The sequence below is a fragment of the Ruminococcus sp. genome (genome assembly GCF_016287535.1).
GTDB lineage: Bacteria > Bacillota > Clostridia > Oscillospirales > Ruminococcaceae > Ruminococcus.
The window spans coordinates 293,083-307,010 of record NZ_JAEFAJ010000001.1 but is presented as its reverse complement, the minus strand read 5'-3'; the positions used below and the strand labels follow the sequence as shown (position 1 = coordinate 307,010).

10 protein-coding genes are annotated in these 13,928 nt (G+C 43.3%); 7 read left to right on the top strand and 3 right to left on the bottom strand.

All coding sequences use genetic code 11. From position 1 onward, the window contains the following. Positions 1–302: 302 nt before the first annotated feature. From QZZ36_RS01440 to QZZ36_RS01420, 5 genes are all read left to right on the top strand, one after another. Positions 303–821, top strand: coding sequence for a nitroreductase (locus QZZ36_RS01440; protein ID WP_365685348.1), 519 nt, complete (start codon positions 303–305; stop codon positions 819–821). 316 nt (positions 822–1,137) lie between these two features. Continuing rightward, positions 1,138–2,262 (top strand): hypothetical protein, encoded by a 1,125-nt coding sequence (locus tag QZZ36_RS01435; RefSeq protein ID WP_295075587.1) that lies wholly within the window; start codon positions 1,138–1,140, stop codon positions 2,260–2,262. A 187-nt stretch (positions 2,263–2,449) separates the two neighbouring features. Next, positions 2,450–3,787 (top strand): MATE family efflux transporter, encoded by a 1,338-nt coding sequence (locus QZZ36_RS01430; protein ID WP_295075584.1) that lies wholly within the window; start codon positions 2,450–2,452, stop codon positions 3,785–3,787. 120 nt (positions 3,788–3,907) lie between these two features. Further along, complete coding sequence (locus tag QZZ36_RS01425) at positions 3,908–4,078, top strand: antitoxin VbhA family protein (protein ID WP_295075581.1); 171 nt, start codon at positions 3,908–3,910, stop codon at positions 4,076–4,078. A 1-nt stretch (position 4,079) separates the two neighbouring features. Next, positions 4,080–4,670: a Fic family protein gene (locus QZZ36_RS01420; protein ID WP_295075578.1), complete on the top strand. Its 591-nt coding sequence runs from the start codon at positions 4,080–4,082 to the stop codon at positions 4,668–4,670. 69 nt (positions 4,671–4,739) lie between these two features. Here QZZ36_RS01420 and QZZ36_RS01415 read toward each other — a convergent pair whose 3' ends face one another. The 3 genes from QZZ36_RS01415 to QZZ36_RS01405 form a co-directional block, all read right to left on the bottom strand. Beyond that, complete coding sequence (locus tag QZZ36_RS01415) at positions 4,740–6,629, bottom strand: GGDEF domain-containing protein (RefSeq protein WP_295075575.1); 1,890 nt, start codon at positions 6,627–6,629, stop codon at positions 4,740–4,742. A 203-nt stretch (positions 6,630–6,832) separates the two neighbouring features. Further along, positions 6,833–8,023 (bottom strand): EAL domain-containing protein, encoded by a 1,191-nt coding sequence (locus QZZ36_RS01410; protein WP_295075573.1) that lies wholly within the window; start codon positions 8,021–8,023, stop codon positions 6,833–6,835. A 205-nt stretch (positions 8,024–8,228) separates the two neighbouring features. Then, positions 8,229–10,385, bottom strand: coding sequence for a cellulase family glycosylhydrolase (locus tag QZZ36_RS01405; RefSeq protein WP_295075570.1), 2,157 nt, complete (start codon positions 10,383–10,385; stop codon positions 8,229–8,231). A gap of 199 nt (positions 10,386–10,584) precedes the next feature. Here QZZ36_RS01405 and QZZ36_RS01400 point away from each other — a divergent pair, with 199 nt between their 5' ends. Together QZZ36_RS01400 and QZZ36_RS01395 are read left to right on the top strand one after the other, a co-directional pair. After that, positions 10,585–12,783, top strand: coding sequence for a substrate-binding domain-containing protein (locus QZZ36_RS01400; RefSeq protein WP_295075567.1), 2,199 nt, complete (start codon positions 10,585–10,587; stop codon positions 12,781–12,783). Positions 12,784–12,897: 114 nt separating this feature from the next. Continuing rightward, a complete protein-coding gene (locus QZZ36_RS01395; protein WP_295075564.1) occupies positions 12,898–13,917 on the top strand; it encodes a lysylphosphatidylglycerol synthase transmembrane domain-containing protein in 1,020 nt (339 codons plus the stop codon). Positions 13,918–13,928 lie beyond the last annotated feature (11 nt).

Here is a 13,928-nt window from a genome sequence, read left to right as displayed (position 1 = left end):
TCAGGTTAATAACTGCCTTGCGGCAGCTGCTGCGGGTACGAAATATGATTTTCACCACTATTATATCATGCCGGTATTGATTTTGCAATTATATTTTTTATTTCCGGTCATCATGATATAATTATGACCTGATAGTAATTGTAGTTGTTGCTATTTCCGGAATAATGTGATATAATATATTTCGACAAAAGAAAAACGGCACAAGGTACGGAAGCACTTTATGCCGGGAGCGTTAATATGACTACATCAAAAATTATCAGACACAACAGCAGATCCGAAACTATTTTAAGGAGGAACTAATTATGGACGCAATGGAAAACCTACTTTCAAGAAGAAGCATCAGAAAATTCAAGTCAGACATGGTACCGAAAGACATCATTAAAAAGATCATTGAAGCCGGCACCTATGCAGCGACGGGCATGAACCGTCAGTCACCGATCATAATTGCAGTTACAAATAAGGAGATCCGTGACCGCCTTTCAGCACTCAATGCAAAGGTAATGGGAATGAACAATGATCCGTTTTACAACGCACCTGTTGTGCTTATAGTTCTTGCCGACAAGGATATGTTTACATATCTTTATGACGGAAGTCTTGTCATGGGCAATCTAATGAACGCAGCCCATGCCTGCGGAATATCGAGCTGCTGGATACATCGTGCGAAAGAGGAGTTCGAGTCTGAGGAAGGCAGGGAACTTCTCAGAAGTCTTGGCATCAGTGGCAACTATGAGGGTATAGGACACTGTATACTGGGCTACGCAGACTGTGAGGAGCCTGAACCTTCTCCGAGAAAAGAGAATTATGTCTACTGGGCAGAATAAAAAAAGGCAGCTGGATTCAGCTGCCTTTTACATATATACAGTAATGTAAGTTCTTTTTACCGACTGCCGCTGAGAGACGTTCCGGCATTGTGGCACTTAAAATGAAAAAAGCTTTTATTTAACTAAAGAGTCTCTTTATCATGTTTTTTCAGGTGCAAGTCGTGAATAAGTGCAAATGGATTATTGACTTTGTTGAATTAATATGGTAGAATAAACATATGAATTATGCTTTATCAGGTATTAGTATGAAGCATTGACATTTTATCTCGTCAGATTCTCCATTTAAACCAGAAAGATATGATAAGGAGAAAGAATTATGGGAATGATGGATTTCTTAAAGGTCAGCAACGGCATTGCGAACAATATACATTTTGTAAGCAGTACCCTCGGTACAGGTTCATATTCCGGACACGTCGATTCATCGAGGCGCCCTAACGGACACGGCGTTTTTATAAACAGCCTTGACATTGAATATGACGGAGAATGGAAGGATGGTATGCTTTGCGGCTTCGGAAAAAAATATGCAAAGGGATATTATGATATCATTCAGGGAAAAGACGACGATACGTGTAAATCACTTATGTATGCGGGTGACTTCAAGGATGACAGGTTCCACGGCAAAGGACAGGAATTCAGTCAGACAGGAAAGCTTGTCTATGACGGCGAATGGCTGGAGGGCTGGAAAAGCGGCGAAGGCGTCGAATATTATGAAAATGGCAGACAGAGATTCAAAGGCACATGGAGCAGGGGCAGATATCACGGCAAGGGCGTTTATACCTGCGAGAACGGCAGCGTTATAGAAGGAGAATGGATCGAAGGGCTCCTTGAAGGCGAAGCTCTGCTGACAGATCGTGATGAATGTGTATATAAGCGCTTCTATAAGAACGGAAAAATGGTAAAGGAGGAGCTTATCAGCGGTACTCCCAAGCCTTCTCCTGATTCTAAAAGAGTTATTAAATTTGAAACCGGCATCTATGAGGGAGAGGTCGGCTTTACGGGTAAAATGCACGGAAAGGGCGTTTTTACCTATACTAACGGAAATGTGTATGAAGGCGGCTTTAAAGAGGGGGTAAAGAACGGAAAAGGTATTTTCAGATGGGCTAACGGCGATGTTTACGAGGGGGAATTTCAGAATGACCTCAGGAACGGCAGAGGAGTCTATTCCAGCATAAACGGAAACAGGTATGATGGTGAGTGGAAGGACAATCTGAAAAACGGTCACGGAGTATTCTTTTACAGAAACGGGGACAGGTATGAAGGAGAATATTCCAACAGCCTCAAGCATGGTCAGGGAGCTTATTATTTTAAAAACGGCAATATATTCAGGGGCGAATGGCAGAACGATATGCGTTCCGGCATCGGTATACTTACCTGTGCCGACGGAAGTAAGAAACGTCAGAAATGGGAAAACGACAAGCTGATTAGTGAAGAAAAGATATAATGACTTACCCGTATTCCGGATTTACGGACAAACATTTTATACAAATAAAAAAACGGCGCTTTTTCAGTGCCGTTTTCATATTACATGGATTTTTGCGCCAAATGCACAGTTTTATACACGAAATGTGCTTCTTCTGAATTGATATCTGGTACTATATGTGATATAATTGAATATCGGAGGAGATATTATGAAAAAAGACTTTTCACAGGGTCCGGTTTGGAAGATAATTCTCTCGCAGGCTGTCCCGCTCATGCTGGCTCAGCTTATTCAGCTTTTATACAATGTTGTTGACAGGATATACATAGGTCATATGAACAGCGGTGACGGTACGGCTCTCACAGGTATCGGTCTGACATTTCCGATAGTAACATTTATCGTTGCGTTTGCCGCTCTTTTCGGAACAGGCGGCATTCCGCTGTTTTCTATGTCTAATGGTGCCCAGAAAAACGAAAGGGCAGAACAGATACTTGGTAATTCATGCTGCCTTCTGCTTGCAGGTGCAGCTGTTCTCACCATAGCAGGCTACCTGTTCTCCAGACCGATCCTGTTTTTCCTTGGCGCAAGTGACAATTCGTTCGTTTATGCTTCGCAGTATCTCAGGGTATATCTTGCGGGAACAGTGTTCTCAATGCTGAATACCGGACTCAACGGCTACATAAGTGCGCAGGGCTTTCCTAAGATCGGCATGATGACTGTCATTATTGGTGCCGCGCTGAATATAATACTTGATCCGCTCCTTATTTTCGGATTGCATCTCGGAGTGAGGGGAGCAGCTCTTGCTACTGTGATAAGTCAGGCAGTATCAGCTTTGTGGATAATTATGTTCCTGACAGGAAAAAAAGCGACACTGCGGCTGAAACGACGGAATATCCGCATAGTTCCGGGACTGACTGCGGGAATATTAAAGCTTGGTACAGCGAATTTCGTAATGCAGGGTACTACCTGTTTCGTTCAGGCAGCCTGCAATTCAACATTGCAGACCTTTGGCGGAGATGTGTATGTGGGTATAATGACAGTTCTCAACTCGATCAGGGATATATTCATGCTGCCGGCCAACGGACTTATAAGCGGTGCGCAGCCTGTAATGAGCTACAATTACGGAGCAGGAAAAAATGACCGTGTAAAGTCCGTAATACGGTTTAATACTATCACCGGTGCAGCCTATACATTTGCTGCATGGCTGCTTGTGTTTGTATTTCCGGAATTCTGGTTCAGGATATTTTCAAAGGATACATCATTTATTGAATATGGCGTATCAGCCATAAGGATATATTTTTTCGGATTTGTTTTCATGTCGTTCCAGTTTGCGGGACAGTCTGTATTTCAGGCGCTTGGTGACGCAAAGCACGCGATCTTCTTTTCGCTTCTGCGCAAGGCAGTGATAGTTATACCGCTTACTCTGCTTCTTCCGAGGCTGGGCATGGGAGTAAAGGGCGTATTTGTTGCGGAACCGATATCAAATGCGCTGGGAGGCATTGCCTGTTTTATGACGATGAGAAGCAGAATATACAGGAAACTTGGTTGAAAATAAGCCGTACATATGACTGTACGGCAGTATTTTTTCGGCTTTTACGTGATAATTGCACGTTTTTCTTGACATTTCGTGAATTATGGATTATAATAATCGGGTAAGGAGCTGATGATAATGCATAATGTTACAACTGAAAAGGCATTCAGGAATCAGCTTGCGTCCGTAAGAATGGAAGGATTTCGTTTTTCCGGCAAGGAGATCGAAAACGTAAAGAAGTGTCTTAGCGGAGAACTGACCTTCAAGCAGTTCACCGACAAGATAGTAAAGGAAGTACGGAGCAAGTAAAATGGCTGTTTACAGGATAGACGGCTGTCAGTGGAATTGCTATCCCGATACAACTGTACTTATAAACAGGCTTGGCATAACGGATCAGAATGAGCTTGACACCGTTGAAAAGCAGATAACCCTGCTGAGAGGTATCCAGGCTGAACAGGAAACTGAATTTGCAAACGTGGATCTTGAGTTTTACAAGAAGCTGCACAGGCTTTTATTCGGAGATCTGTATGACTGGGCAGGGTGCCTGAGAACTATAAATATCTCAAAGAAGGGGACAGTTTTCTGTGACCATTCTGAGCTTGAGACAATTGGTATTAAAAAGTTTGAACGGCTTGAAAAAATGGACTTTCTTTGCGGATTGCCGGACGAGATTTTTTTCTCAGAGCTGACCGAACTTTACCATGAACTGAATATGCTGCACCCCTTCCGTGAAGGCAACGGAAGGACACTGAGGCTGTTCATAACCTTGCTTGTGAGAAACACAGGACGTGATATCGACTTTGCAAAATGCGGGAGCGATATGCTGATGATAGCAACAGTAAAGGCGGCTGATGGAGATATCACACTGCTCAGAGATGTGCTCTCCGGTATTATTTCATAGCTTTTTATATGTATAAAAATTGAGCCCCATCACTTTTCCAGTGACGGGGCAATTAATTTATATGTTACATTATTTTCTTCTGCCGGGTTTTGCAAGCTTCTGCTCGTACATTCTTGAATCGCTTATCTTTATAAAGTCTTCAAGTCTGCCGGAAGAATCGGTATCCGTAAGAAATGAGCCATAACTGAGATCAATCCTGTATGGCTTGTTTGAGTTGTTGTTGAAGCTGTCAAGAGCTCCTTCAAGTCGCTCTGTGAAGCGGTCAAGCAGCTTTTGTGAATACTGTGGAGCAAAAATGTAGAATTCGTCACCGCCGGCTCGTCCGGCAATTTCGCCGGAATCACAGCAGCGTGTGATTATCTCCGCAGCAGCCTTTATAGCGCGGTCACCTTCGTAATGTCCATAGTCGTCGTTTATATGCTTCAGACCGTCCATATCAATGACCATTGTGCAGACAGTTCTCTTGGTTGTAAGAATGCGTATAGCTTCACGTGAGCGGTCGTCAAATCCTCGGCGGTTGAGCATACCGGTAAGGCCGTCACGGATACTGAGATTTTCAAGAGTTCCTATGAGCTTGTTGATCCTGTCGTTTTTCAGCAGGTTTTCAAGTGTCATAGCCATATTCAGCAGCCACAGATTATAGAATTCATTGAAAATATCATTTCCTGCCATTTCAATAACAGCATAACCGAACATTCTTTCTGCACAGTGAACGCTGGCAATATAGAAGAAATGTGAAGAATCTGAATTCGGCTTAGGGATAAGAGAGGAAGCGTTGAAGGTATGACCTGACTCGGTGTATTCGCCTTTGGAATCTATCCATACCGCAGGAGTAAACTCGCCGGTAGGACACATGAAGTCGCTGTCGCTTGAAAGTCTTCCGCTTATATCCTTATGGAGCATGAGGAAAAACGAATTATAATTACCGAAATTGCAAGACGCTTCAACAAAAACATGGCCGAGCATAAGAAGACTGTCTACCTTGTTCAATTTCAGCATGGCTGATTCGGCGTCGTATATATTATAGCTCATGGTTCGGTTGATCTCGTAAACATTGTTTATATTTTCGGATTCAACCTTGTAATCAAGCTTTGAACATCCGCAGGACTGAGAATATATGGGTTTGGATGTTATTCGCATATCCTCGTCGAATTTTTTACCCTCTGAAAGATTTTTGAGAAGAGTAAGGGACTTATATGCTATCTCAACTCTTTCACGGGTTGCCGAGGAAAGGTGAGGCAGGAATTCCTGACCTTCAAAGGTCCCATCATAGCCGGTTATCGCAATATCCTCCGGAACACGTATACCGCGTTTCTTTAAGGCTGTTATCAGTGCGATAGCCATATAGTCATTTGCGCAAACGATGGCTTCCGGACGTTCAGATCGTGAAAGGAAGTAATCAGCCGCTTCCTCGCCCTTATGAAACCAGAAGTCGCCCTCGAACATTCCCGCGCCGTCTTCTGGAAGTCCTCTTGATCTCATGACAGCACGGAACTCTTTAAGACGTATCCGTGCGTCGGGGTGAGAAAGATAGCCGGACATGAAGCCTATCTTTGTAAAATGGTGATGATCGAGAAAATGCTCTATAAGTGTACGCAGACCGCCCGCGTCGTCAAAATCGATATTATAGAAGCCCTCAACATTGGTGCTTATGGAAACGACCGGGCATTTTGCCTCGCGCAGCTTACGAATGACCTTATCTGCCATTCCTTCGACGTTATAGCCTTCGCCGTCGAAAATTATACCGTCAAACTGATCAAGGTCGATCAGGTCAATCAGGTCGAATTCATAGTCGCCGTACTGAGCGTTTTTATTTCCGATTTTGCCGAGCGAGTTGATATATATTATGTTGAACTTCAACTCTTCTGCCACTGTATTAAATGATCTGCACAGGTTCTGTCTGTATCTGCTGGTGAAAGAGCATCCAAAGAATGCAATAGTTTTAAGCTGAGCGTTCATAGCATTTATCACCTCGATCCGAACGTGCTATATCTTACTATAATAATATCACAAAATTATTAAATTGTCAACCTGTAAAATGATTAAAAATGACGTTGAATAGTCAAAAGACCGTATAATATAAAAGGTTAATAAAAAGTTTACACAGTTATAATAATTTATTTTTTACTTTAAAATTAAAAGAAAGAATCGTGCAATAAAAATTATTTATCCGGCAGATTGTCACACAGGGTTATTGTAAGAAGGTCATCAGACGAGTCGCTCTTAACATAGTAGACAGTGGTCTCGACACGCCGATAAACGCCGTCGTCGCCGAGTTGACGTGTAACAAGGCGTACTTCTGATTTCCCCTTTTCATAATCCCGGATAAGGTTTTCTCTGTCAAATGTTGTGGCAAAGGCTTCCTTGTCATCAGGATACATTGTTTCCGCACCATGCATGATAAGTTCATCGAAAACGCCAGCCGACGGGCAGCTTGTAGATGTAAAGTTCTGATAAGCCATCATGTAGAATGAATTACGTGTAAGATTAGAGAATATGACAAGTGGATAGCGCCTGAAAATAACGCCCATAAGCAGATTGACCGCACTTGCGGGACTCTGGAGCTGAAGGATATCGGCAGGCTCCTCGGCGTTTTTGTCGAGCCTGCAGATAGCAACATAGTCTGCTTCAGGCATTGGCTTGGCGAATATGTAGCCTTGTATCCTTTCGCAGCCGCAGGTCCGGAGAAAAGCGAGCTGCTCCTTGGTTTCGACACCTTCTGCAACGGTTCTCATATGCAGCCGGTGAGCGAAATTGAATATGCTTTCCAGAACAATGCGTTCTTTTTCGTTCTCGCAGTTCTGACTGAGGAGCGATTTGTCGATTTTAAGCACATCAGCCGGTACATCTTTTACGAACTGCAGCGAGGAAAGTCCGCTTCCGAAGTCGTCAATGGCTATTCTGAAGCCTGCGCTCCTGGCGGCGTTTATCCATTCAAGTATCTTCTGCGCGTCATTTACCATTGCGGACTCGGTAATCTCGATCTCTATAAGCTTGTGAGAGAGTTCATAGCTGTCAACTATCGCAGACAGCTTCTCGGTAAAGTTTTCCTCATAGATATGACGTCTCGAAAAATTGATCGAGATCCTGTGACGTGAACTGCCCTCCTGTTTTACCAGGGTCTTGCAGACAAGCTCAACTATATACCAGTCTATATCCATTATGAGATCGGATTCTTCTGCAACAGGTATAAAAAAGAAAGGAGATATAACAGAGCCGTCGGGTTTTATCCATCTGGCGAGAGCCTCTGAACTCTTTATCTTACTTGTAACTGTATCGTACAGTGGCTGGTAGAAAGCGCATATTTCACCGTCGTTAAGAGCCTTTCTTATTTCGTTAGCTGTAAAAGTCATAATACCACTCGCTTTTCTGCTTATTTATTGCAATATGATCTTTGTAAGTCAGGTAATAATTTATAATATTTGTTTTATATATTATAGCATATTTTAACTGTATTATCAATGTATATGGATAAAAATTTATAAATAATTCACATATTTGAAGGATGGCAAAAGGCTCCCGATTTATCGGGAGCCTTTGGGGAGGGAATAGTCAAAATCATTTCATTGGAAGCTTGTCAATAAGGTGCAGACAGAATTTCTGTATCTCAACAGCATCATTATTTGTGACACCGTCGCCGACATTGTAGCAGTCTGCGTTTTTAAGACCAGTGTCTGTTATATGCTTTTCATTATCTCCGTTTATTCCGTAACGGGATGGATTTGCAAGTGACTGCATTATGAGTACAGCGTCTGCAATATCTATCTGTTCGTCACAGTTTGCGTCACCGTATTTGATCTGAACAGTTATATCTGACGTAGTTGAAGATGTTGTTGTATACGATTCTGTGACGGAGGTTAATGAAGTTTCAGAAGTAGTAGAAGTAGTCGTTGCTGTAGTGGTGGTGTTAGTAGTAGTAGTTGTTGTTGTTGTTGTCTCTGTGGTGCCGGAGGAGTTTCCTGACGCGATTATGAATGCCTCAATGCTTTCTGCGCCTGATTCAGCAGGATCGATCTGCTTGCCTGACTTGTCGGAAGCGTACCATGCCTGAAGGATAGATGTTTTCTGATTTTTGATATCCGCAATAAGCTTTGCAATGGTATCTTCGTCTGTTACAGCGACGGCTTCGGCTGATGACACGTCCATAATCTGTTTCGGAGAGTTCATATCAATAGTTATAGTATCGGATTTCTTGGTTTCCCATACATAGGCTACCCAGTAGCTCTTGCCGTTTAATGAGGGAGAGAAACCGAGGCAGCCGTTCATGAAGCCTGTATTGCTTCCGAGTTTTATATCGACAAATGCTGTTTCACCTATTGATGAGCCGAAGCTTACAGTTCCGTCGGAGCTCTTCTTGCCATAGACCTTACTACTGTCAGAAATAGGAGCAGTTGTGGTTGTAGTGGTCGTTGTCTGAGGCTTTGAAACTGTAGTAACTATGGTGGATTCAGCACTTCCTCTTGCGTACCTGTTTATAGCGGCAACGATCTCCGGCTGCTTCCATGTGCAATTTGACCTGTCAAGGAGCATGAAGCTGATATCGTCCCACCAGCAGCAGGTGATGCCTCTTGATGAAGCGTAAGCGGTGAAGTATGCGGCACAGTCGATTCGCGGCTGAACATTTCCGCCCTTGTCACGTGCGCCGTATTCGCCTATATAAACAGGTATGCCCTTTGATACATACTGATTGTATACCTTGTCGATAGCCTGCTGTATTTCTCCGGTATCTGAGTTTATGTTGAAGTGGTCAACGCTCTGTGAATCGCTCTGCTCTGCAAGTGCAAAGCCGTAGGGGAGATAGGCGTGGACAGCAACGATGAGCCTGTTCTGTACCTTATCTGTCGGAAGTTTAAAGTTCTCATTCGTAGCTCCGTCAACAGAACAGTCATAGCCTGGAACGGCAACGTATCTTGTTCCGTTATTGCCGCCTGATGAACGAATGGTATCAAGAATGTCCTGATTGAGCTTATTTATCGTCTTGACAGCGTCTATACAGTCACTGTTTGAAGGATTTATCCACCATTCGTTCTGATGACCTACAAGTCGTGGTTCATTCATTGTCTCAAAAATGAGCTTGTTGTCGTAATCCTTGAACCTGTCAGCGATCTGAGCCCATACAGTGGTCATGTACTTCTTTGACTGCTCATAGTGAGCGGTATTGGGGTACATATACTTCTCATCATTGTCGTGGTGAACATTGAGGATAACATACATACCGTCGTTGACAGCATAGTCAACGACTTCCTGTACTCTGTCCATCCACTGCTTGGTGATCTGATAGCTGCCGTCAACGTGATTGTGCCATGAAACAGGTATTCTCACTGTACGGAAGCCTGCTGCCTTGACAGCGTCAATCATTTCCTGAGAGGTCTTGTAGCCTCCGTTCCAGCAGGTCTCGATACCCATTTCGCTGCCAACCCAGCCTGTATCGTCGATAGCGTCGAGGGTATTGCCGAGGTTCCAGCCGAGCCTCATATCCTTTACAAAGTTTATTCCTTCCGTATCCGGAACAGATTTTGAAGGTATATTAAGATCGGGGATAGTGTAGTTTCCTGCCTGTACAGTATCGGCAGAAATGATTGCTGTCCGGGCTGAACCTGTAAACTGTACCCATGCTGCCGAAGCGCTGAATATCGTGCGTCCTGTCACTGCCGAGGACGCAAGTGTGACTGCTGCGATCAGTGCCGAGCAGCTTCTTTTTAAAAATGACTTCATAGTATAACTCCCTTTCAATAGTATTATTCAATGTCTGCACATCAGCTAATAATTAGCTTCATCATAATTATTATAATTGATATATGTGTAAGATTCAATGCTGTATTCAACTTGAAAAATATACTTTTCAGCTTTTTGGTGTTGATTTTTATTCTGTTGTATAGTATAATGTAATCATAACTTGCAGGGGAGGAATAGTATGCGAAAAAGAATTGCGCTTATAACAGCTAATACCGATACCCTTTATCAGACGAGTATGATAAAGGCGATGTCTGTACAAACTGCCGAACTCGGCTATGATCTTGTAGTCCTGACTCATTTTGTGAATTACGATAAAAGCAGCGAATATCTCAAAGGAGACGAAAACATTTACTCCCTTATAGATCAGCTTGATTATGACGGAGCTGTTGTTGATCTCGGCTCATTTTACAGCCGTTCGCTTGCCGCAAAGCTTGAGGAAATGCTGAGCGGAAAGGGGGTCCCTGTAATATCTCTTGATTATAAGAGCTGCTTTTTTGAGAGCTGTCTGCAGAACGACAGAGAGGGTTTCAGAAAGCTCACAGAACATTTTATAAAGGATCACGGATTTACTGACATATACTGTCTGAGCGGTCCGCGAAACGAGATACATTCCGAGGAAAGAATAAACGGTTACAAGGACGCTTTCAGGCAGAACGGGCTCTCTGTAAGCGCAGACAGTATTTTTTACGGCGATTTCTGGATAGGCGAGGCGCAAAAGTTTGCGGAAAGAATAGTTGCCGGAGAACTGAGAATGCCTCAGGCTATCCTGTGCGGAAGCGATTATATGGCACTGCAGCTCTGTCTGACTCTTATGAAAAACGGTATACATATCCCTGAGGATATATCCGTAGGGGGCTATGACGGCAATCCTGATGTGAATTATTATCAGCCATCGCTTACTACTTACAGCGGCGCCTATCTTGAAAATACCGTCAGGGCGGTATGCAGGCTTCATGAACTGATAAGCGGCAGAGCTTGCCGCAGTTCTGCAAAGACTTTTTCTTTTTTAAGAACAGGAGCGAGCTGCGGCTGCAGGGAAAGCAATTCACAAAGCGCTGATATCAGCCAGAAGATGCTTGACAACGCAATGCGCACAAACATTTTTATGCACAGCGATTATTCCTCTGCCATGAGCAGCGTTAAGGATATGCGTGAGTTTTCCGAAACTATGCTCAGAAATATGTACCTTCTTGACGCGAGCGGAGATTTCTTTATATGTATCTGCAGCGGTATTGACAACGGCAACGGTTCTTTTGATGAGGTAATGAAAAGCGGCTATACTGACAGGATGAAATGTATAGTTACTCATGTTGACTACAAAGGAGACCTTACTCCCCGCGATTTTATGCTTGAAAGTATTATTCCCGATGAACTTGTGACAGAGGTACCGGTTACATACTTCTGTACGCCTCTTCATTATCTTGATAACAGCTTCGGTTACTGTGTAAGGCGGTACCGGGCTGATGAAATTGTTTTTGAGCAGTTTTACGGCGAATTCTGTCAGATAGCAGCCGACAGTATCGAAAGGGTCAGAATGCTTGCGTATGAGACATATCTGAACAATAAGATACAGAGACTGTCTGAGCGTGACATTCTTACCGGTCTTTACAGCAGAAAGGGTATAGTTTCAAGGATCGAGGAGCTCTGCAGGGAAAACAGCTGCTTTGGTGTACTGTACAGTATTGATGATACCGAGCAGAAGAAGCAGGAACACGGCGATGAATATATAAAGCGTATATATGTTTCCTTTGCGCAGGCTGTAAATCTTTCCTGCATAAGAGGCGAGACCGCCGCAAGGATAAGCAGGGATGAATTCCTGATAACCGGCAAGTGTGACGGTTCGGAATTCCCTGAGCAGCTCTTTATAAATACACTTAAATCCAATATAAAAATGATCGAGAAGCAGCAGGACGTCCCGCTTTCATCAGTGACCTCGCATTTTTCAGCAGTAACGGACGGTTCCGGTACAGCGGAGGAATTCATCAGTTTGCTTGAAGAAAAGCTTGATTCCGGCAGAAGCTCAGGCGGTACTGCCGGAAATATATTCCTTGCAAAGATCAGGGAACTGCACGATAATATCTATGAGGAGCCTCAGTATGACTGGAATGCTGCAGCCGAATCCGGAAAGCTCGGTATAAGCCAGTCATATTTCCAGCATATCTACAGAAAATTCATTGATGTCAGCTTTAATACCGATGTTATATCAGCAAGACTTGCTCTTGCTGAGCGGCTGCTTGTAAGCACGAATCTTCCGGTAAGCGAGATCGCGGAAAGATGCGGTTATTCCGAGCCTTCCTACTTTATGAAGCTTTTCAGGAACAAGAAAAATATGACCGCCCTTGAATATAAAAGGAAAATGCTTGGCAGTAAGCGGTAATTCCCTGTTTATATTGACATTGAAATGTGAATATGATATAATTAAAGTTACTAATTACACATATTTGCCTTTTGACGCGGGGGTGACATTATAAAAAAAATACTTAAATACGCGTTGGATATCGGACTTATACTTGTTATTACTTTTTTTACTCTTCACCTTATATTCAGGGAGCAGGAACTTCCGGAAATAATCCACGATCTTAAAGGCGCTGATCCGCGGTGGATCTTCTTCGGAGCTTGTGCGGCAGTTTGTGTTGTAGCGGGTGAATCGCTTATAATACATTATATGCTGCGGGTGCTCGATCAGAAAACGAGTTTCCTGAAATGCCTGAAATACTCATTCATAGGCTTTTTTTTCTGTTATATCACACCGTCTTCCACAGGCGGCCAGCCTATGCAGATGTATCATATGAAAAAAGACAAGATAAAGATCGGGTATTCTACGCTGATAATGCTGATGATAACGATAGCGTATAAGTCAGTGCTTGTTCTTATGGCGCTTGGTTTTCTTATATTCAACTTTGATTTTGTTGTGCAGCACGCAGTGGATATGAAGTGGCTGATCGTTCTTGGATTCGTTCTTAATATGTCATTTATATCGGCGCTCATGCTGGTTTTCATTAAGCCGATATGGGCAAGGGCAATCGGTATCAGGACGGTGGATATCCTTACGAAGCTTCGTATCATGAAGCGCAGACACAAGGAAAAATACACGGAAAAGATCATCAGGATATGTGATACCTATGCAATGGGTGCCGATTATATAAAACGCAATCTGTGGGTTGTACTGAATGTCTTTCTGATAACAGCGGCACAGAGGATATGCCTTGCTTCGATAACATGGATGGTATATAAGGCTTACGGTCTTGGCAGTACATCATTCATTGATATACTTACTCTCCAGATAATGATAGGAGTTGCGGTGGAGATGCTTCCGCTTCCGGGTGCGGCAGGCATTACGGAGGGCTGCTTCCTGCTTGCATTCACTGATATATTCGGACTTGAGCTTGTAAAGCCTGCTCTGCTGATAAGCCGCGGGCTCACATTCTATCTCATACTTCTTCTTGGTGGTATAGTTGTATTTACTGTATATTGCGCAGGTATAAAAAAAGACAGAAAGAAAAGTGAATAATCTATTTGCTC